The 21,086-nt window shown below is 69.1% G+C and carries 12 protein-coding genes; 8 read left to right on the plus strand and 4 right to left on the minus strand.

All coding sequences use genetic code 11. The features are described from left to right. Positions 1 to 22 precede the first annotated feature (22 nt). Complete coding sequence (locus HUA78_RS07405; RefSeq protein WP_174454262.1) at positions 23 to 1,033, minus strand: SPFH domain-containing protein; 1,011 nt, start codon at positions 1,031 to 1,033, stop codon at positions 23 to 25. 497 nt (positions 1,034 to 1,530) lie between these two features. On the opposite strand from HUA78_RS07405, the gene HUA78_RS07410 reads away from it, so the two are divergent. From HUA78_RS07410 to HUA78_RS07430, 5 genes are all read left to right on the plus strand, one after another. Continuing rightward, on the plus strand, positions 1,531 to 2,238 hold the full coding sequence (locus HUA78_RS07410; protein ID WP_174454261.1) for a metallophosphoesterase family protein: 708 nt from the start codon (positions 1,531 to 1,533) through the stop codon (positions 2,236 to 2,238). Between the two features lie 93 nt (positions 2,239 to 2,331). Continuing rightward, positions 2,332 to 3,126 (plus strand): imm11 family protein, encoded by a 795-nt coding sequence (locus HUA78_RS07415; RefSeq protein WP_174460961.1) that lies wholly within the window; start codon positions 2,332 to 2,334, stop codon positions 3,124 to 3,126. Positions 3,127 to 3,334: 208 nt separating this feature from the next. Then, positions 3,335 to 4,477, plus strand: a complete 1,143-nt coding sequence (locus HUA78_RS07420) for a serine/threonine-protein kinase (protein WP_174454259.1) — start codon at positions 3,335 to 3,337, stop codon at positions 4,475 to 4,477. A 57-nt stretch (positions 4,478 to 4,534) separates the two neighbouring features. Further along, positions 4,535 to 5,587 carry a PEGA domain-containing protein gene (locus tag HUA78_RS07425; protein ID WP_174454258.1) on the plus strand — a complete coding sequence of 351 codons (1,053 nt, stop codon included), beginning with the start codon at positions 4,535 to 4,537 and terminating at the stop codon, positions 5,585 to 5,587. A gap of 89 nt (positions 5,588 to 5,676) precedes the next feature. Next, complete coding sequence (locus HUA78_RS07430) at positions 5,677 to 7,749, plus strand: TonB-dependent siderophore receptor (RefSeq protein ID WP_174475954.1); 2,073 nt, start codon at positions 5,677 to 5,679, stop codon at positions 7,747 to 7,749. A 232-nt stretch (positions 7,750 to 7,981) separates the two neighbouring features. On the opposite strand, the gene HUA78_RS07435 is transcribed toward HUA78_RS07430, so the two are convergent. The 3 genes from HUA78_RS07435 to HUA78_RS07445 form a co-directional block, all read right to left on the minus strand. Further along, the gene (locus HUA78_RS07435) at positions 7,982 to 12,877 is read right to left on the minus strand and encodes a hypothetical protein (RefSeq protein WP_174475955.1); all 4,896 of its coding nucleotides are present in this window, start codon (positions 12,875 to 12,877) and stop codon (positions 7,982 to 7,984) included. A gap of 48 nt (positions 12,878 to 12,925) precedes the next feature. Beyond that, the gene (locus tag HUA78_RS07440; protein ID WP_217442384.1) at positions 12,926 to 13,900 is read right to left on the minus strand and encodes a peptidoglycan-binding protein; all 975 of its coding nucleotides are present in this window, start codon (positions 13,898 to 13,900) and stop codon (positions 12,926 to 12,928) included. 72 nt (positions 13,901 to 13,972) lie between these two features. Further along, positions 13,973 to 14,413 carry a hypothetical protein gene (locus HUA78_RS07445; RefSeq protein ID WP_371745521.1) on the minus strand — a complete coding sequence of 147 codons (441 nt, stop codon included), beginning with the start codon at positions 14,411 to 14,413 and terminating at the stop codon, positions 13,973 to 13,975. 366 nt (positions 14,414 to 14,779) lie between these two features. Between HUA78_RS07445 and HUA78_RS07450 the strand changes: the two genes are divergently transcribed. From HUA78_RS07450 to HUA78_RS07460, 3 genes are read left to right on the plus strand one after another with little or no spacing between them, the layout of a single operon-like run. Then, positions 14,780 to 15,151 (plus strand): hypothetical protein, encoded by a 372-nt coding sequence (locus HUA78_RS07450; RefSeq protein ID WP_141649270.1) that lies wholly within the window; start codon positions 14,780 to 14,782, stop codon positions 15,149 to 15,151. Continuing rightward, on the plus strand, positions 15,148 to 20,334 hold the full coding sequence (locus tag HUA78_RS07455) for a hypothetical protein (RefSeq protein WP_174475956.1): 5,187 nt from the start codon (positions 15,148 to 15,150) through the stop codon (positions 20,332 to 20,334). The genes HUA78_RS07450 and HUA78_RS07455 overlap by 4 nt, the downstream gene beginning before the upstream one ends. Further along, positions 20,331 to 21,059, plus strand: coding sequence for a hypothetical protein (locus tag HUA78_RS07460; protein WP_141644436.1), 729 nt, complete (start codon positions 20,331 to 20,333; stop codon positions 21,057 to 21,059). Before HUA78_RS07455 ends, HUA78_RS07460 begins: the two co-directional genes overlap by 4 nt. The last annotated feature ends 27 nt before the right edge of the window (positions 21,060 to 21,086 follow it).

The following is a 21,086-nucleotide window of genomic DNA, read 5'->3' on the forward strand; positions in this document are numbered from 1 at the left end:
CCGGCCCTCCCCTCGTGGTGACTCAGCGCTCGCGGGCAGGCCCCTGCGTGGCATTCCGAGGGGTGTCCCTCGGCGGCTTCGCACCCGCGTTCATCAGCGAGTTCAAGAGGTCCGGAGACACGTTCAGCTCGCCGATGCGGTGCGCGTTCTCCGCCATCTCCCGGAAGGCGAGCGCGATGTTCAGCGCAGGGTCCCCGCCGCTCGCGGACGTGGCCATCAGCGTCTTCCAGTCCACCCCGCGCACCGGCGCCAGCGTCTTCTCCAGCGCGTAGGCCCGCGCGTCGGCGGCCTGCTTCTCGTTCTGCGCCCAGCGCTCCATCAGCGCCGAGCGCTGCTCCTCCACCGCGATGTCCCCCGCCATCTTCGCCTCGCGAATCTGCCGCTGCCGCTCCTGCACGGCCAGCTCCGTCGCCAGCTCGCTTTCCTTGATGCGGCGCTCCTGCTCCACCGCCGCGTTGCGCCGCGCGTAGATGGCCTCGTCCGCCTGGCGCTGCAGGCCCTCGCGCGCATCGGCCTCCAGCGCCCGCGCCATCTCCGGCGTCGGCTTCGCGGACAGGAGCGAGAACGCCATCACCTCCACCCCCAGCGCCCGGATGGGCTCCGCCGCCGAAAGCGACGCCAGCACCTGGGCTTCAATCGTCTGCGCCCCCACCAGCACCTCGCGCAGCGCCATCCCCTGCACCACCGTGCGCGCCCGCACCTGCGCCACCTGCACCAGCCGCTCCGGCAACTTCTCCGGGTCCTCCGAGCGATACCGCCCCGACGGCCCCAGCGAGTAGTCCAGGAGCGACGACAGCTTGCGCGCGTCCGCCACCCGGTACGTGAGCTGCCCCTGCAGCGTCACCGCCTGGAAGTCCCGCGTGATTTCGTTGAACGCGAAGGGCACGTCCACGCTCGACAGCGGCACGCTCACCAGCGTCGCGGACGGCTTCCAGTAGAAGAACGAGAGCCCCGCCCCCTCTCGCACCACCTGTCCCCCCTCGAACTGCATCACATACGACGTCGGTGCCGCCTTCATGTACCCGATGACCATGCGCCCGCCCTCGCTGCTTCGTGTACCTTCGACACATACTTAGTGTCCAATTAACACAAAATCAAATCAAAGCGACGGAGCGGTCCACCGGCCCACGCGCGGTCGGCGCCCGTCACCGCGAAGCGGGAGGCCGTGCGTCGCCTCGACAGGGGTCCAGGGCGAGGATGCGCTGCTCGGCCACCCCACTCCCGGCCCGGCACGTCATCACCGCGTCAGGGTCGATTCCCGAGCCGCTGAAAATCCGGGGGCGACAAAAGAAGGTCTTCAGTCGTGGACGAATGGGGCGCGCGTGCGCAGGGTTGCGGGGAAGCCCTGGTCCGGTTCCTTCGGGACGAAGTCGGCGGTGAAATCGCCAGGAGCAGCATGCCTCGACACCAAGGGACGACTCGACGCCCCAGGCTGGGAAGCCACGCGACACACCCGCTCGGGCGAATCATGCCGCTCGCGGCCCGCCGCCCCCGGCCCCGTCCTTGCAAATCCACGGGAGGGGACATGCCATGCACATCGCGGTGATTTCGGACCTCCACCTGGGCAGGCGCGACGTGGCGGACCATTTCGGCCACGAGGACTCCGCCTTCGCCCGCTTCCTGCGCGTGCTGGAAGGCAACTTCGAGCGCATCGTCCTGCTGGGCGACATCTTCGAGACGCTCACGTCCCGGGCTCCTGGCCACCATGCGGCCGAGCTGGCCGCCGCGCGCGCCGCCCATCCGGAGCTGGTGCGCCGCTTCGCCGAGCCGAGGTACCACTACATCCACGGCAACCATGACCTGGTGGCCGGCGCGGTGCTCGGCGCGCCCGAGCAGCTGGTGCTCGAGGCCGACGGCGTCAGGATGTTGTTCACCCATGGGCACCACCACGACTGGGTCATCCGCAAGGCGCGCTGGTTCTCGGAGGCCGCGGTGTGGACGGGCGCGTGGCTGCGGCGCATGCACCTGCGCGCGATGTTCCGCATGTTCCAGGCCATGGACGCGCGCCTGATGCACGCGGTGCCGGACCCGGCGCGCTGCACCTTCCAGCAGTGGGCCCTGGCTCGCGCCAGCGACAGCGCCGCGGACATCGTCGTCACCGGGCACACCCACCTGGGCATGCGCGTGGAGCACGGCAGCCGGCTGTTTCTCAACAGCGGAACCTGCTCGGAGGGCCAGTTCTCCTTCCTCAGCCTGGACACCCGCGCCGGCCAGTACGCGCTGCACACCACCTGGTAGTGCACAGGCCGGCCGGACGCGGAGGGGGCGACGGGCCGGGCCCCCTCACGTTCCGCTCGCTCCCACCCGGGACGGGCGAAGTAACATCGCCGGATGTTCAGGCGGCTCACCCAAGCGCTCCGGCTTCTCGCGCGGAGCATCCCGGGTCCGAGCTCCGACGAAGGGTCTCCACGCGGCGGCGAGGTACCTTCCGAGGAGGCTCCGGACCGCGCCCGCCGAGCACCCGCCGCCCGCCGCGCCTCGCAAGCTCCGGACCGCGCGGCCCGCTACTTCGACCTGCACGACGACTTCCGCACCCCGGACCGGCGCGAGCTGAGCGACCCGGTGTCCCTGGACGGGCGGAAGATGAACTCCGTCTGGTTCTTCACCTCCGGCGCCGCCGTGCCGCACCGGGGCCGGCTGAAGCTGACCGCCGAGCCCCCCGGCCGCCCCCTCGACTTCTCCCTGGCGGGCGCGGGCCTCACCCCCGTCGTCCACGCCTCCGTGGCCGCCATCTTCAGGGAGCTCGCCCCCGACGACGTGCAGCTCATCCCCGTGGAAGTCGAGCGCGAGCCGGAGTCGTTCTTCATCCTCGTCGCCACCCGCCTGGTCCGCTGCCTGGACGAGACCGCCTGCGCGGAGGTCTCCCACTACACCGCCGAGGACGGCCCCCCCGAGCGCGTGGGTCACTACCGCACCGTTCGCGGCCTGCGCATCGACCCCGTGAAGACCGAGGGCGCCCGGGTGCTGCGCACGTGGGGCTGGCCCGTCAGCCTCATCGTCTCCGAGGGAATCAAGGAGGCCCTGGAGCACGCCGGCGTCTCCGGCGTCCGCTTCGCCGAAGTCACCCCTCCAGCCGCCCCCCGCAAACGCCGCCGCAAGTCCCGGAGCAAGCCGCGCCGGGGCTGACCCACCCGACTTCCAGAGTTTGATGCCCAAAGTGCTTGACACCGAGGGGTCGTGAACTTGTGGGGTAGGTAAACCAACTGTATCTTTCTCGCCTTACAGCTAATTCCTGAGGCGAAAGTTGGACAGGCTCGACGCGCCAGTGCCGGTTCCCGCAGAGGACGTTTACTTCGGGAAATACAGAATTCTGCAACGGCTCGCGGCGGGTGGGATGGCGCACATCTTCCTGGCCTCCATCGACGGGCCGGACGGCTTCTCCAAGCCGTGCGTCATCAAGCGGGTGCTGCCGGAGTACGCGAACCTGGAGGCGTTCAGCCGGATGTTCGCGGACGAGGCGAAGGTCGCCGCGCTGCTGACCCATCCGAACATCGTGCAGGTCTTCGACTTCGGGAAGATTGATGGCCAGTACTACCTGGCCATGGAGTGGATTCAGGGCCAGGCGTTGGACCGGGTGCTGCGGCACGCGTGGAAGTCGCACTTCCCGCTGGGCCAGCGGGTGGCGGTGGACGTGGGCATCGCCGTGGCGGACGCGCTGGCGTATGCGCACTCGAAGACGCTGCCGGACGGCACGCCCCTGAAGCTGGTGCACCGCGACGTCACGCCGGGCAACGTGCTGGTGTCGCGCGACGGCATCGTCAAGCTGGCCGACTTCGGCATCGTGAAGAGCGCGGTGAACGTCGAGCGCACCAGCGTGGGCGTGGTGAAGGGCAAGTACGCGTACATGTCCCCGGAGCAAATCACCAACCGGGAGTTGGACCACCGCTCGGACCTCTACTCCCTGGGCATCGTCCTCTACGAAGCGTCCACCGGACGCCGGCTGTTCAAGCGCGAGACCGTGGAGCAGACCATCATCGCCGCCACCCAGGTGCAGGTGACACCGCCTTCACAGGTGTCACCGGGTTTCATGCCGGAGCTGGAGCGCATCATCCTGCGCCTGCTCGAGAAGGAACCCGACGCGCGCTACCAGAGCGCCCGGGAGCTGGCCATGGACCTGGAGCGCTTCCGCGCCGCGCAGAACTGGACGTCGGGCGGGCGCGAGCTGGCCACGCTGGTGACGTCGCTGTTCCCCGCCGACAAGACGGGCCACCACAACACCGCGCTGTCCGCGTTCGGCTCGTCATCCACCAGCGGCATGTCCAGCGGCGGCGTGCCCTTGGAGCGCACGCCGAACCCCAGCGTGCGGCTTGGACCTCCCGTGGAGGAGCGGACCTCTCCCACCACGCGCGGCCCGGTCGCGGACGCCGCGCTGGCCATCCCCGTGGACCTGGCAGAGCCGCCGTTCCCCTGGCCCATCGTGTTGACCGCGGGAGCCGCGGCCTGCGCCAGCGCCTTGTTCTGGTACTTCGTCGCCTGAGAATGACGGCCTTCGTGCCCGGGCTGACGTGGCGCATGCGGTGAGACCGAGAAGCGGATGAAACAGAAGACCTGGATTGCCGTCATCGTCGTCGGAACACTCGCCGTCAACGCCATGGCGTACGTCGTGATGCGCAAACGCCGCGCGACGGAGGCCATTCCCGCCACCGCCTCTGTCACGCCGCCCCGGCCTCCGTCAGCGACGACCGCGCCGCCACCGCCCGACCCCGTCACCGCCCCGCCGGTGGATGACGCGAGCGAGGGACTGGCCCGCGCGCGCCGGGCCGCCGGACTCGCCGCCCTGGAAGACCGCGACTACGACACCGCCGTCAGCGAGTTCACCGAGGCGCTGAGCCTGCGCAAGACGCCCGGCGGAGACCTGGTCGAGCTGTTGCGCATCGCCACCGACCTCCAGTCGCGCGAGCGCAGCCGGGGACGCGGAGAGCAGGCCAAGGCGACCCGGGAGCCCCCGACGCGGCAGACCGCCCGCTCGCGCGCCTCCAGGGCCGCCGCCGCTCGCGCGCAGCAGCAGCAACCCAGGGAAGAAACCACCGTGCTGGAGGAGCCTCGCGGCGGTCTTCTGCTGGTGACGTCCACGCCGCCGGGCCTCGTGGTGCAGGTGGATGGGAAAGCCGTGGACCTGACGCCCGCGCGACTGCCCCTGCGCGCGGGGACGTACCGCGTGGCGCTCGCACAGGGCGACCGCCGGCTGGTGGAGGAGACGGTGGAGCTGGAGGAGGACGGTGTGCGCTCCATCAACCGCGACCTCAGCGAGCAGCTGGCCCCACCACCGCCCGTCGCCGCGAAGCCCGCAGCGCCCGCTCCCCCCGTCGCCGCGCCCGCCGCCGCCGTGGAGCCTCCGCCCACGTCCGTGGCCACCGCCGCGGTCGCGAAGAGCGCCGCGACGGGCAGGGGTGAGCTCGACATCACCTCTCCGTCCCTCTACGGCGAGGTCTGGGTCAACAACCGTCCCTATGGCTTTCCCCCGCTCGTCGCCCAGAACCTCCCCGCCGGCCCCGCCCGCGTGGAGGTCCGCGTCAACGGCGAGGTGAAGCGTCGCATGAGCGTCGAGGTCGAGCCGGGTCGTCGCACGGCCGTCCGGGTGCGCTGAAGCCCCGCCGCGCACCGCTGTCTCCCCTTCCTTTTCAGACGCGGGCCCTGGCCGCCCACGCCCCGTCCTTGCCCAGAGGTCCGCCCCCCATGCCGTTCCGCCCTCGCTGGCCCCGCCCCGTCCTGCTCTCGCTGCTGCTCTCCGCCACGCCCTCCGCCCTCGCCCAGTGGGAGCCGGAGACCTCCGAGCCCACCACCGAGGCCGAAGTCGCTCCCCCGCCGCCCGCGTCGGGACAAGAGGAGCTGCCGCTCGACGAAGAGTCGGACGTGCACAGCCAGGTGGCCTCGTTCGCGATAACCAAGCTGCGCGACTCGCCCGCCGTGGTGACGTCGATGACGACGGAGGAGATTCGCAACTCGGGCGCGCGCGACTTGATGGACCTGCTGCTCCAGGTGCCGGGCTTCTTCTTCGGCGTGGACGTGCAGGGCGCCGTCGGCCCGGGCTTCCGAGGGCTGTGGGGCTACGAGGGCAAGGTGCTGCTCGTCGTCGATGGCAAGGAGCTCAACGAACAGCTCTACTCGACGATGCAGTTGGGCAACGAACTGCCCATCGAGCTGATTGAGCGCATCGAAGTCGTACGCGGCCCCGGCTCGGTCATCTACGGCGGCAACGCGGAGCTGGCCGTCATCAACGTCATCACCCGGGGCGTGCAGGGCAGCACCGACTTGATGGTGTCCGGCACGTACGGGCAGATGGAGAAGGTCAACGGACGACGGAGCCTGACGCTGTCGGGACGCAAGGTCTTCGAGTCCGCGCCAGGCCTGAGCGTCTTCGCGTCCGCGTCGCTGGGCCAGGGCCAGCGCAGCGATGCCCTGTTCCAGGACTTCTTCGGCAACACGGCGGAGATGGGCGGCAACACCAAGCTCAACCCGACGACGGTGCAGGCGGGCGTGGGCTACCGGGACCTCCAACTGAGCGTGCTGTACCAGCGCTTCGCCACGTCGGCCATCATCGCCTTCGACGAGGTGCTGGACGCCCCCGCGGCCACCGACTTCGAGTCCTTCCACGCGGAGCTGAGCAACCGGTTCCGTCCGAGTGAGCGGGTGGAAATCATCCCCCGCCTCAACCTGACACTCTCCGAGCCGTTCCGCGACGCGGACCAGGCCTCCGAGTTCTATTACGAGAAGCGGGTGATGCGGCTGCGCGGCCGGACGATGGCGCGCTGGGCGGCGCTGGACTTCCTGCAGCTCACCGGCGGCGTGGACGTGGCGTCGGACCAGGGCAAGCTCAGGGGTCCCGCGGACGTGGGGCTCCAGACGGCCTTCGGCGAGGACGGCGCCACCAGCGTCTCGTACCTCAACGTCGCGGGCTTCGTGGAGGCGTTCTCGGAGAACCCCATCGTCACGGTGGTGGCGGGCGCGCGGTATGAGAACCACAGCGACTTCGGCAGCTCGTTCGTCCCCCGGCTGGTGCTCTTGCGCGGCTTCGGTCCGTTCAGCGCCAAGGCGCTCTTCAGCCGCGCGTTCCGCGCGCCGGGCATCGAGAACATCAGCCTGGGCGCGGACGTGAAGCCCGAGCGCACCACGGTGTACGAGTTGGAGGGCACGCTGCGCTTCGGTGACGGCCACGCGCTGAGCGCCAACGCCTTCGACGTGGGCGTGTCGGACCCCATCATCTACTCGTACGACGCGGCGACGAACGAGGAGGCGTACCGCAACCTGGGACGGCTGGGCAGCCGGGGCGTCGAGCTGGACTACCACGTCAAGGGGAGCTGGGGCCGCGTCGCGCTCAACTACTCGTTCTACGCGCCGTCGGGCCGCAACGACGTGGCGGACTACCAGGTGCCCGGGCACTCCAACGCCTTCACCGGCATGCCCACGCACAAGGCCTCGCTGTCGGGCAGTCTCAAGGTGCAGCCATGGCTGTCCGTGAATCCCACGGCGGTGCTCGTGGGCCGGCGCTTCGCGGTGGACGTGCCCGACGACAACGGCGACTCGGCGGTGGAGGAGCTGCCCACGCAGCTCTTGCTCAACCTCTACGTGCGCGCGGAGGACGTGGGCACGAAGGGGCTGGAGATTGGCGCGGGCGTCTACAACCTGCTCGGCACGAACTTCCGCATCGCCCAGCCGTACAATGGCGGCCACGCACCGCTGCCCGTGTTCTCCCGCGAGTTCCTCGTCAAGCTCAGCTACCTGTTCGACCCGGGCCTGAGCGAGCTGTAGTCACGCCCCCGAGCCGGGTCCCACGCGGGCCCGGCCCCCGGACGCCGCCCCGAGCTCGGAAGCAGCCCGCGCGAGGCCGTCAGGCATGTCGCTCCCCAGACTCCGAGCCGCTGGCCCGTTGAACGGTGGGCCTCAGCGTCTCGGGAACTCACGGGAGAACACAGGCATGAACACCTCGCGAGAGGGGCCGGACTCGCGAGGGCGCCCACACCATCGCGACGCCTGTTCATCGTCATTGTTCGGGTCTCTTCGGTCCCATTCTCGGGAACTTGTGGGGGCGCCTCGCGACGGGAGCGGACTCCCTCTCCTGCTCGTCTTGACTCGCGTCGTCTTCGACAGGAGCCGCGTCGTCTTCGACAGGAGCCGCGTCGTCTTCGACAGGCGCCGCGTCGTCTTCGACAGGGGCCGTGCCGTCTTCGACAGGGGCTTCGTCGTGGTTCACGTCGCGCCTGCGCTTGGTGCGCGCGCGCCCCCGGGCCACGCCCTCTTGAGCGGTGGTGGAAGAGGACAGGGAATTCGAGGAGCTGGCGACTTGCACCTCCTTGCAGCGCTGGCACAGCCCCTCGAGCCTCCCGCGCAGATAGGCCAACGTCTTCGGCGCGTACACGTCCAGTTGGCCCAGCTCTGTTCCCAGGAGTATCTCGCCGTCGCTGTTCCGCGGGAGCACGAGCCTGCGGAACTGGCGACTCTCCACGCGGTCAATCAGCGCCCGCAGGTCCTCGTCGAGAATCGCCGTGTTCTGCGCATAGGTGGCATCGGACCAGCGCCCCATCGCCGGTGACGTCCCGCCCGAGATGCGCAGCGTCCGCAGGGGGACGACATTGGGAACACCCACGACGCTCGTGCTGGAGTCCTCAAGGACGGACGGAGCCCGCTGCATCGCCTCCGAAACCTCCTGCACGTAGAGGTCCTCCTGATTGCGCGTCACCACCGACGGCACGAGCAGGGTCAACCGGGGGACGACCCGCACCTTCCCCAACTGGGCGTTCGCCCAGTCGATGAGTTCCTGGACCTTCTTCTGCAAATGAGCCCACGTCCTGGGCGCGCCCTTCGGCAGGTTGGCGACCCCCGTGCCGATATCCAGCGTGTTGGACGCGAGGTTCCACGGCACGACGAGCGTCGTGTACAGGCCCTGCGTCAGGAGCCGGAGTGCCTCTGCGCAGTCGTCGTCGATGGCCTGCTGGTTCCTGGCGAAGTCCGTGTCGACCATGCCCACGCCGGGCACCCAGCACGTGCGCACCCCGAGCGCGTTCGGGTTCATGCGGATGATGGCCTGCGTACTGCTCTGGAAGTGTTTGTTCTTCTTCGACGCGTCGTTCTCACCGAAGAGAAAGAGCCCCCGTGGATGCCGGGTCGGCGTGTCGTGCTTGAAGTGGTTCGTGCTCGGCCAGAGGCACACGGGACCGGTCATCGCCGGGTCCGTCGAGGAGCCCCCCGCGCTCGAAGCCGTGCTGGACGAAGACGTGGCCGCTGACTGCGCGAGGGCCCTCAGCGCCCCTTCTCCACCTCGGCGGCGCCGCACGGCGAGGGCGGCGTACCGCTCGGGCGACCCCGCCACCGCGGGCCCCAACCCCTCCTCCGGGCATACCGCCTCGTAGTGCGCGTTCCTCAAATTGGCGAGCCGCAGCAGGGGCGCCGCCTCATGCCCCTCCTCACGGGGCACGAAGTCCACCTCGTCGCTCCAATATGCGCGGGCGCTCGTCCTGGCGAAGGTCTGGAAACGCACGCGGAACAGGTTGGAGACCGCCGCCAGCACCACATGGTCTCCCCACACACCGTCCCGGCTCATCGCCCGCAGGTACTGACTCCAGGCATCCACCCCGTTGACGCGCCGGTACGCCAGCTCGTTCGGCCAGCCCGCCCGATGCCAGTCGAGCAGCAAACCCATGTCCCGCCGGAACGTCTCCACCGACACGGGCCCCACCCGTGCTCCACCGCCCCCTCCCCGCCCGGCGAGCAGGTCGTCCAGGTGATTGACCGCCAACTGGCGCACCGTGCCGTGGTGCCGCTCGTCGCCGAAGAGAAGCTGAGCCAGTGAGCGGAAGAGGCAGTCACCTCCCCCTGCGTTCGGCTCGCGCCGCTGATGGAGGGACGTCAGGTGTTCATCCATCGAGATGGCCCGGACGGCGCTCCTGCGCCCTCCATCCGACTCCAGGGTCGGCCGCCTGCCCCAATAGGCCGCCGTGTCGAAGCCCTCCGCCCGGAGCGCGACGAGCGTCAGACGCACTTGCATGGCATCCGCCACCAGGCTGCCGGACCGCTCGTGCTCGGCCTCACCGACCTGGGCCGCCGCCTCCAGAATCTGGTCGAGCGCCCTGGCCGCCACCTCGTCGGACTCCGTGGACTTCTGGTAGGCGAGACACAACGCCTCCAGCCTCCGCATCTCCTCGGAGCCCCTGAGCGCCTCCGGGACCTCGGGGGGCAGGGCGGTCTCCTCGACGACCAGCTTTTCGCGCCCGTCGTAGACGAGCCTCAAATCAGAGACGAGCGGCATGTGGTCGCTCATCTTCTTCGCGTCCGCCATCAGGTCGACCCAACGCGCGTCGTCGCTGCCCTTCAGCGTGACACCCGCGCCGCGCAGATGCCCGAAGATGCGCTCCTCCTCCTCCAGCCGCGCATCCTCCCTCTGGATGAGCTGCCAGAAAGGTCTCAGGTGCTCGAGCAGGAGCTCGCCGTGGATGCGAAAGAGCTTTCGCTCCTTGTCAGTGGCGAGGACCATCGGGAACGGGATGACGAAGACCGAGGCCTGCTCCAGCCTCCAGCCATCCGTGCGCGGCGAGTACACGAGAATCTTGTCATAGCCACTCGCGCCATAACGTTGCTGGGGCGAAGTCGCGAACGACTCGATGAGCCCCAACACATCCTCGACGGAGTTGAGCAACGATACCGGCTCGCCGCGCTCCGTCGTGGAGGGGTTGAACGGAAGGGCCTTCACCGCCGTGTTCAGCAGCGCGCGCAGGGACTGCTTGGAGCCACTGCCAAAGTCGTGGTCCGCATCGGACGCCCAGGCCGTGAAATCACTCACCGCGAGGGTGGAGCGCTCATCGGCCAGTGCGTAGAGATGACTGGCATTCGCGCCGGGCCCCAGCAGCGTATCGAAGAACCGGTGGAACGAGAGCTTCGGCTTGCAGTCGGCGATGTACGGAGTGCCATCGGGCGCGAGGCCTTTTTTGGGCCTCGCGGTGTCGATGTTCAAGTCGGACAGGACGATGCCCAGGGCCTTGGCCTGGCGCTCGGCCTTGCAGTACTCGAGGAAGGCTGAAAAGTCCTTGCCCCGGGCAGGCCCATTGTCAGCCTTGGGCGAGGGCGGATGCCACGCGATGACGCCTATCTCCGGAGCCGCTTTCACCTTGGCGAGCCGCACCGGAATCCGCAGGGGCTCTCGCTTGCTGAAGAGGCTCCCGGCCTCCTTCTCTCCACGCGCCAGATAGGTGCTGACGTAGGAGACGGCCTCCTGGTCGATGCTCACCTTGGAGGCGCGCCACAGGACACCGTACGCCTCATCCTGCGTATAGAGCCCCTTGACGGCCCCTTCGGGCACCTCTCGGGGCCACGACTCGTAGACCTCCACATGACGGGCCCGGCACTGGGCGTTCAGCGCATCGCGGATGCGCAAGAACTCGCGCAACCCCGCATGGGTCGACGGCCCGTCTTCGGTCTCGTTCTTGCGCCGGGCATAGGCCGCGAGCTTCGACTGATAGAGCCGATTGAGATGCTCGGTATTTGAACGAGACAGGATTTGTTCGAACTCGAACTCGCGCCCCTGCTTCCTGGAACGCGGCACCTCCTCCTTCGCGATGCTGAAGATGAACCCCTTGAAGAGTTCTCCGCAGTACGCGAGGAGCTGTTCGACGGCGAACTTCGCGAGCTTGTCGCGAGCAGTCCGCTCAGCTCCGAGTTCCGCATCCTCTCTCTCGGTGGGTGAGTAGCGCGGCGCGAAGGGCTGGAGCCAATCGTAGTACTCCTCTTCCACGAGCAACCGCACACAGTACGGGTGAAACTCCGCGATGAGCTTCGGGGTCTTGCGCTTCACATCGATTTCGGTCGCGACGAGCCGCGCGGCAGGGGCATCATCATCATCATCATCATCCGGCCCACCGAAGCGATCGATGAGCAGGGGCTCGCAAGCCTCCCATGCGGTTTCGATGCTCTCATTGAGTTCGTCGAGCCTCTCGGCATCGAGTTCTTGCGTCGTTTCGCTCCAATCCGGGTCAGGTGCTGATTCGGCCGTGACACCCGGCCAGATGGCTCTGCGCACTCTCGTGGCGAAGATTTTCGCCAGGTCATTGGCGAACTCCGATTGCCACTCCCGGACAGCGGCATCCTCGGCATCCTGGGGGGCGACGTTCCTGACGGCGCTCGCGGCGGCCTTCTTTCTATAGCGCTTGGGCACCGGGAAGCGCTCCCACAGCGCGGTCAACGAATCGCCGCGCACGCGATTCGGCGGTGGCGGCACCGGTGGCTTGGGCTCAACCAGACGCTGGCCCCCCTTCTTCTTCAGCTCCAGGATGGTGACGAGGTCCGGGTTCGCCGCCCGGATGACGTGCGCCAGGGCGTCGATGGTCCACTGCTTGCGGACCGCGGGGGTTCCGCTCGGCCCTCCTCCCAGGTCCGCGATGTTCCACAGGAGCACCCGGAGCGGGAAGCTCCGGTCGAGCACGGGCGCGTCAGCCACGGTGGTCTCCGCGCCGAGCGGGACACTCCGGACCTCGGACCGCGCGTCCCTCAGCGCTTCGGGTGGCGACTCCAGGGGCGGGATGACGACTTCGGAGGAGGACACATCGAGCATCTGCGCATGCATCTGCTCGTTCGACAGCCGGTGCGAGTCCGTTGAGTCAAGGCTCTCCAGCACCTTGTCGTACTCATCCCCCATGAGCGAAGCGAGGGTTTCATCGTCATCGGAGACCGCCTGGGCCTCCACGTCGATGGGTGGGAGTTCGTCATCATCGCCGAGCGGCTGGAGGTCCGCGTCGTCATCGTCGTCGACCGGCTGGACCTCATCGTCCACATCGTCCCAATCGTCACCGTCGGCGGCGGCCCAGTCGTTGTCATTCCCCTCGGCGGGGACGACAGGCAGGGGAGTGCCACAGGCGGCGCACCGGGGAGCGGCCTCCGCTCCGTCGTCCATGACTTCAGCGCGGCAGTTCGGGCATCGCATCGCGAAAGGCTCCCTGGATTACGAACGGTGAAGCAGGCCCAGCGCGGCGCGGGTCGCCTCGTCCACGTCACCGCTCGGAGGCAGCCCGAGCGCGTACTGAAACCACTCGACGGCCAGACGCGTCTTGGGCCCCAACTCCCCCTGCTCGCCTCCGCAGGAGAACCCCAGGTTCTCCAGGCGCTCCCGCAGCCCCTCCGGCGCGCTCGTCGACCGCAGCGCGACGAAGCGCAGCGTCAGGCGGCGCTCATCGGGGCGACCGGGCGCCACCGTCACCTCGCCCCTCACCGCGCGCTCCGGCAGCACCTGCACGACGCGCCCCTCGTCATCCGTCACGCCCTCCTGCGCGGGCAGCTCCTCCTCGTCATCCAGCCACACCTTCAGCAGATAGGGCTGGTGCGCGCGGGGTTGGTGCGCGCCGTCGCGCAGCACCAGCACCAGGGCCAGGGGAATGCCAATCCGGTGCACCACCTGCCGGTAACCTGTCTCCACGGTGACCCACTCCCGGGCGAAGGGCCGCGCCACGACGCGAGTGCCCGGCGCGGGTGCCACGTCGGACGCGAGCGCTTGTCCCGTTCGCGCATCCACGAGGCGCGATGGGCGCACTCCCCACCTCGCGGCGAGGACCGTGAGAGACTCGGTCCCCTCGCACGTCCAGGTGAGCGCCTTGGGCTGGGACGCCGGCCCCCATCTCGCGCTGGCTCCCGCCTCGCGAGGTGGCAGCTCCAACGCGCCGAGCACCCGCCACAGCGCGGGCTCCACGTCGAGCAACCGCAGGCGATAGCGGCCTTCCTCCAACCCCTCGAACAGCGCGACGCCCTGCTCATCCGTGCGCGTGCGCAGGGCTTCATCCCCTGTCAGCCGCGTCAGCTCGAGCGCCACGCCCGACAGCGGCGCCTCCCGGTCATCGACGACGACCACCTCCACCTGGCCCTTCCTGGACTCGAGTGGACAGGGGGCAATGGCGGCATCCGTCCCGGACGTGGGGAGTGGCATGGCAGTGGGTCCTCGCTCAGGCGTGCGTGTCGGGTCGGCCTGGGCGGCGGCGACATGCCCGTGCGACTCCGGTCAGGTGTCGGTCCCAGGCGGAGCATGGAGGAGGCGAAATGCCTCTTCCTTCCGTCGGTTCTGGAGGACCACGTCCTCGCGGCGGCGGCGCTCGTTCACCACCCTGCGAAGGCGCGCGACAGGGTCCGAGACGCCCGCGTCATCCAACCAGGTTCGCATCCAGGCATGAGGGCGTTGCTCCTCGAAGTCCGCGCCCAGCGACTCGGCGAGGCTGACGTAGAGCCGCACGTCCTCGAGCGCGAGGATGCCCCGGTCCACCGCCCGGCGAACCACGGGCCGCAGCCGCTCCCGCGTCCACGCCGGCTCCACACGAGCAGGCCCGGGCACGACAAGAGCCTGCTCCGCGAGAAGGTCCCCGACCCGCTGCTCGACCCGCGCATCCTCCGCGGAGAGCCGCAACGTGGTGATCTGCGACTCACGAATCCGCAACAACGGAGACACCCACGCCGGTGAAGTGACGCAGGATTATTTCCAGGACATCAGAGGAAAGCAAGGTACGGAGGCGTCTCGGACGGATTCATCCGGCGACGAGTCCTCCGCGACGAGGCAGGTGAAGACAGGCCTCCGCGTGGCGGACGACCAGGTGCCCGGGCACGCCAACGCCTTCACCGGAACGCCGCCTCGGCGGTAGAGGAGTTGCCCACGAGCGGTCGAGCAATCTGACCTCGTGGGTTTCACCGGAACACGAGGCGGAAGGACGCGCCGCCTCCGTTGCGGGACTCGTGAGGGACGCTTTATCGTTTCGCCTCAGTCCTGGAAGCACGGTTGCGCGGGGGGCCAGGAATTCAGGCTCGATAAGGCACCCCTTTGTTGATCATCCGTGACGAGCAGAAGCAGGTCTTCCAACAGGAGTCGCGTCGACGGTTCGAGGTCCTCCTCGCCGCCTTCCTGCGAGAGCACTACCCCGCGGCCCGCCGCATGGCACCCGAGCAGCTCTCCGGGTTCGTCCACACGCAGGTCAGCAAGGCCGGGCCCTATGGGCTGGTGAGCCGGCGCGGCGCGGCGCTGTTCGTGGCGGCCGCCTGGCATCTGGGTGACGGCTTCGACCTGCGGTTGCGCGGAGGAAAGCGGCCCATCTTCGGCCGCGACACGTTCCCCTCTGAGCGCGAGGCGATGCTTGAGGACCTGCTCCACGAGTTGGGCGCGGGCGTGCCCGCCGGAGAGGGGGCCGGACGATGAGCGACACCTTCGACGATGACCCGCGCTCCAGACCCCCGTTTCGTCCCGCCCCTTCGTCCTCGAAGCCCCCCCATGGAGAGCCGCCCCACAAGCAGAGGACCCCCGCGAGTGGCACCTTCCCGCCCCCGTTGGAGGACGAGCCGAACCTGACGGACGACAGCGACTCCGAGACCGAGGCCGTCGTCCCAGGAGAGTGGCGCCCCTCCACCCGACTGAAGGGGCCCAAGGCCCTGGACGGTGGACAGAAGCGCGTTCACGGGAACTGGGATCCGCCTTCGGGCTCGGAAAGCGACGACAGCGACGACGACAGTGATGACGACAGTGGGGACGACTCCCAGTCCCCCATCATCCACGACAAGAAACGCACTCGGTACAGATACGCGCGGACAGGAGAGCCCGAGTACCCATTCTTCCCTCCGCGGGCGTCGTCCTCGATGGACGTCGACCTGGTGGTCCTCCCCTGCGACCCCCCTTCACCGCCCCCCTTCGTCCCTGAGATGGAGGAGGACGAGGGCCCCGAGGAGACGGAGGGCTGGTTCTATGCCACCGCCAGCAAGTACGAACCCGATGACACAGGGGAGCGCGCCCTGGTGTGGTTGGACCTCGTCGAGGAGGAGTGGTTCGACGAGCGCGCGGAGCTGGAGCGACAGGAGTTCCATCGCCAGAACCGGTGGACGCCCCTCTGGGAGCTGGAGTTCCAGGCGGACGGCTACCGCCATGAGGCGGGAGTCCCCACCGTCACCGTCGTCGTGGGGAACAGCAAGTTCCACATCCAGGAAGGCATCTGGTTCCGGGTCAGGGTTTCGTCCACCCGTCCCACCATGGACGTCGACAACGGCCCCCTGGAGGTGTCGTGCTACCGGCAGTTCCCCTCGCTGAAGTTCGGGCCCGAGCAGACCTGGTGGGTGCTGGAGCTGGAGGCGATTGGGGACCAGGGCAAGGAGCTGGCGCGCATCTATTCCATCCGCCCCGAGGACAGCACGGGCCAGCAGAGCACCAGCCTCAACCAGCACGTGTCCTATGTCGGCGTGTTCGACATCGGTCAGGGCAACTGCAACGCCCTCTTCGACGCGAATGGCCACCCGTTCGCCTACTTCGACTTCGGCCTGGGGGACGACAAGTCCCACAAGTACACGCGCCCGACGAACTACCAGCCCTGCATGGCCGGCAACCCCGTGGTCATCCTGTCGCACTTCGACACGGACCACCGGCAGCTCGCGGTGGAGAAGCCGCAGGCCATGCACCTGCCCTGGCTGGTCATCGAGAACAAGCCCGTCACCAGTGACAGGAACTTCTTCAACGCGCTGACCCACGTCCGCGTCATCTCCAACAACCAGCTCTGCTTCGAGGAATACCCCTGGGGCTTCGTGCTGCGCGCGGACTGGCCGGGCCACCACAACAGGGAGATCGACAAGAACGAGATTGGCCTCGCGGCGCTGGTGCGCGTGCAGGACGACAGCAACGCGCCGCCCATCGGCCAGCGCCGGGCGCTCGACGCGGGCGGCACGCGGCCAGAGCTGTTCCCGGAAGAGCGCTACGTCCTGCTCACTGGCGATGCGATGTTCCAGCACATCGCCTCGTGTCGCGCGGGAGACCTGGACGGCAAGGTGGTCGGCATCCTCGCGGCCCACCATGGCGCCAAGGACGGCCTGGAGGAGAAGTACATCCCGCTCGCCGCGCCGCCGCTGCACGGCCTGCCGCCCACGGTGGTGTACTCCTATGGCATCTTCTTCACGGGGAGCCTCAAGAACAAGGTCGGCAAGCACGGCTACGCGAAGAACGGCGGCGCGGGACACCCCTTCCCCGAAGCCGTCGACATGTACCGCGTGCGCGGCTACCACTACGTCCAGAAGACGGCGGAGGACATCGACGTCACCCTCATCAACACGAACACGAACGTCCTCGTGGTCCACCCCCGCCATGGAAAGGAACACAACGACAACGTCACCCTGAGCGGGGCCGCGCATGCGGTCTACAACGCGGGGCCGCACCCCATCCACAAGCTGGACGAGGACCACTACACCTTCCCGGTGCCTCGCGACGGCACGCCGAGGGTCGAAGCGGGCATCCTGTCCACCTGCGCCGTGCGCGTCTTCGACGCGGGTCCGAACACCTGGTGCTTCATTCGCAAGCCCGGGCACGGCCTCTCGGATGGAGACATCGTGGCCATCGCCGGGACGTCCAACGACAACCCGGCCATCGCCATCCACCGGTGTGACAAGAACTACGTCGCGGCGCCGCTCTCCGTCCTGGCCAGCCAGTTGGACGCGGATGGCACCCTGGATGGAGCGCCAGCCGCCGTCTACCACCTGCCCGCCAACCACTGCCTCGTCCGCCACGAGCGGCACGGCCTGGACGCCCACGGCGCGCCCCAGGTCAACCTGAACGGCGTGGGCCTGAACCCTGTCACCGTGCTGGACGAGGACCACTACATCTGGCCCCTGTCCACCAACGCCACGGCGACGCCCACCGTGAACAAGGTCGCCACCGCGGGCGTCACCGTGACGCTCATCGCGGTGCCCACCGGCGACGCGCTGGTCGTGGACCCGGGCCCCGCGCGCACACCCGGCATCCAGGTCCGCCTGCGCAAGTACGACGGTGGCGGCTTCCCCGCGGCGCTGACGCAGATGCGGCTGCAGCCCGTCCCTGGCGTCGCCGGCTACTACACCGTCGATCAATGCCATCACAAGAATGACTCCTCCCCCATGCGCATGGAGCTCAACGGCGTGGTGGGCCAGCGTCGCCACTGCCTGCTGGGCTGGAGGGGACCCGGGACGCCGCCCGTAGGGCTCGCCGCGACGAACATCCAGGCGGCCACCACGGCGTATGAGCAGGCCGCCGCGCGTGTCTCCCACTGCTACGCCCAGGCCCAGGCGGCGACGCTCGTCGGGGGCGCGGCGGAGGCCGCGAGCAAGGTGACCGGCAACTCCGCGGCCGACGTGGCGGACGAGGCCGAGACGGAAATGACGGGCGCGGCCTTCGTGAACCTCCATCCCACGGCGGCGACCAAGATGGCCCTCCGCGACGCGATTCTCGCGGCGCGCGGCGAGCCCAATCGCAGCGCGGCCTCTCGCCTCATCAACGGCATCGTGCAGCGGCTGCGGCAGCCCGCCATCCTGGCCAGCCAGGAAGCGGAGCGACAGGCCCGCGCGTCCGTGCAGGTGGTCCACACGAACGGAGGCCCGCTGCCGCTCCAACTCGTGCATTGCCAGAAGCCGCCCGCGTCCCAACATCCCGTGGCCGCGAAGCCCGTCCCGGAGCCCGTGCTCGGCGTGGGGCCACGCGCCACGGGGACCTCCATGCCCCCGGGCGGCGGCGCTCCCGTCGTCGAGGCCACCGAGTTGCTCACCTTCCCCGCGGGCGAATGCCTGGTGCACCACCCGGCCCATGGGCTCGTGGGGACGAAGCAGGTGAGGCTGCGTGGCACGGGCGTGGCACTCCTGGATGGCGCGCGCAACGCCACCGTCGTCGACGCCCATCACTACCGGCTGGATGCCAGCGCGGGAACGAACCACGTGCACACGCTGCCGAGCGTGGGCGTGCGCGTGACGCTGATGGACTTCCCCGAGGGCCAGTGCCTGCTTCACCACCCCGGCCAGGGCGCCACGCTGGGCTGCGTCCACGTCGACGGCTCCACGGCCAGCGCGTGGGATGGCGACCACGAGGTGACGGAAATCATCGACGCGGACCACTACAAGCTGCGCTTCACCAGCGCGGTGGCCAACGGCGAGGCCGCCCAGGTGGACGGCACGGCGGTGACGCTGGACGATGACGGCACCGACACCATCGTCACCCACCTGGCCCATGGACGCGGGCTGGGTCCGGTGGTCGTCACGGAGAGCACGGACCCATCACTCGACGGGCCTCAGCGGGTCGTCGAGATTGTCGACGCGAACACCTACCGCACGGACAAGACGAGCCCGGTGAACGTGCATGCGACGGCGAAGCTGGGCGGGGTGGATGTCGTCCTGGACGCGGACCTCACGGGAAGTGTCGTCACCCACGCGAACCATGGACGAGGGCTGCGAATGGTGAAGCTCCAGGGCGCCAGCGTGCCCGCCTACGACGGCGCCCACCCTGTCGCCCGGAACCTGGACGCGGACTGGTCCCTCCTGGACGTGTCCCAGGGTGCGGCGGCGGAAGTCACCGGGCAGGTCGCCGGCAACAACGTCACGCTGCTGGACAAGGCCCCCACCGAAAGCCTCCTGCGCCAGACGCAAGCCGACGGCTTCTGGGGCACGGCCCAGGTGGAGTTGGTGGGCTCCACCGGCCACTTCCACGACGGCGAGCGCACGCTCGCGAACGTGGGCGGCACCCCCTCGCTGCGCACGCTTCCGCGCAACGAGAAGGTCTATCGCAAGGAGGAGGTGGACCTCTTCGTCCCGGTGACGGTGGTGGACCACATGGGCAACCAGGCGGTGGCGCGTCACCCCAACCATGGCCTCAAGGGCGCGCCCATCGTCACCATCAACGGCGCCGCGGTCATCGCGCTGAACGCGGCGCATGCCGCCACCGTGGTGGACTCCAACCACTATGCCCTGCCCCTGGGCGCTCCCGCCGCCGCGGTCCAGAACATCACCTCGCAGGTGACGCGAACCCCGCTGGCCATCGCCGGACCGGCGGCTCCCGCCCAGGGAACCCCCAGGCATGGCGTCACCCTCAGCGTGATGGGAATCGCGGCGCTGAACGGGCACCACCAGACCGCTCAGGTCATCGATGAGACGAGCTACGAGTTGGCCATCACCACCGGCGCCGTCCACCTCGGCGTCGCCGGAATGGCGGACACCGGCATGGGGGCGGGCCCCGTGGCCATCACCCTGGATGATGACGGCACCTCCTGCACGGTGACCCACGCGGTGAACCACGACCTGGGCGCGGGCACGGTCACCATCACCGACGGCAACCACGTCGGAGGCACGTATGCCTATAATGGCCTGTATGCCGTTGCGGGCGTCACCGACGACGACTCCTACGACATCACCCTCCCGGTGTCGGGGGTGGTGAGGACCGTCAAGCTGAAGGCCAATGGGCGCACCGCCTACCTCGCGGACGACGGCGCGGGGGTGGGCACCCTGGAGCACTCGAATCCCCACGAGCGCGTCATCCACCTGGCCCCCGCGAACGCCGCGCCGGTCTCATGCCTTCCCGCCGCCTGCGACTTCACCAATCTCACCCAGGCATGAGCACCCACGCGGACAACGAAGGCCGACGGCTGCTCTCCGGCGAGCCGTTATGTGAAGAGGGCAGCTACCTCCAGGCGACGCTCGGCGGGTGGTTCCGCCTGAGTGAGTCCGGCGCCCCCGTGCTGCTCACCGTGGAGCACCTGTTGACGCCGGACCCCATCAGGGCCGCGTCCGCGTGCCTCGCGGTAGGAGGCCCGCCGCCGCGCCTGCGCTGGCAGGGGGAAGACGCCATCGTGAACCGCCGTCCCGAGGGGCGCTGGCTGTGCCACGCCACGTCGGGCGAGCGCGTCGCCAGGGTGCTGGCCTCGGGAGTCCGACCCGAGACGGGACACCAGGGTCCGCTCGACGCCTGCATCGCCGCGCCCGTGGCCCCGTCGCTCGGCTCGGACGAGTACCCGCCGCTGCCCTGGGTGCCCCGCGTCGCGGAGCCTCGCGAGGGCAGCACCGTGCTCAAGTTCACCCGGCGGGGCGGACTGCGTCACGGCCGCATCCTCTGCGTGAGCGAGTCTGGAGACGAGGTGCTCGTCACCTCCACCAGTGAGCAGCCCTTCGCGGTGGAAGGCGACTCGGGCGCGCTCCTCATCGACGTGGAGGCCCGTGCCGCCATCGGGCTGCACGTGGGTGAGGTCTACATGCGCTACGTAAAGGAGCGTCAGTGGGCCGTGTTGTGGCGGGCCCGTCCACTGCCGCTCCTGATGAAGGCCTTTCACCTGCGGCCCTACTGAACAGCCCTTACACGCGCACCGGGGACT

The organism is Myxococcus sp. CA033 (assembly GCF_013336625.1).
GTDB lineage: Bacteria > Myxococcota > Myxococcia > Myxococcales > Myxococcaceae > Myxococcus > Myxococcus llanfairpwllgwyngyllgogerychwyrndrobwllllantysiliogogogochensis.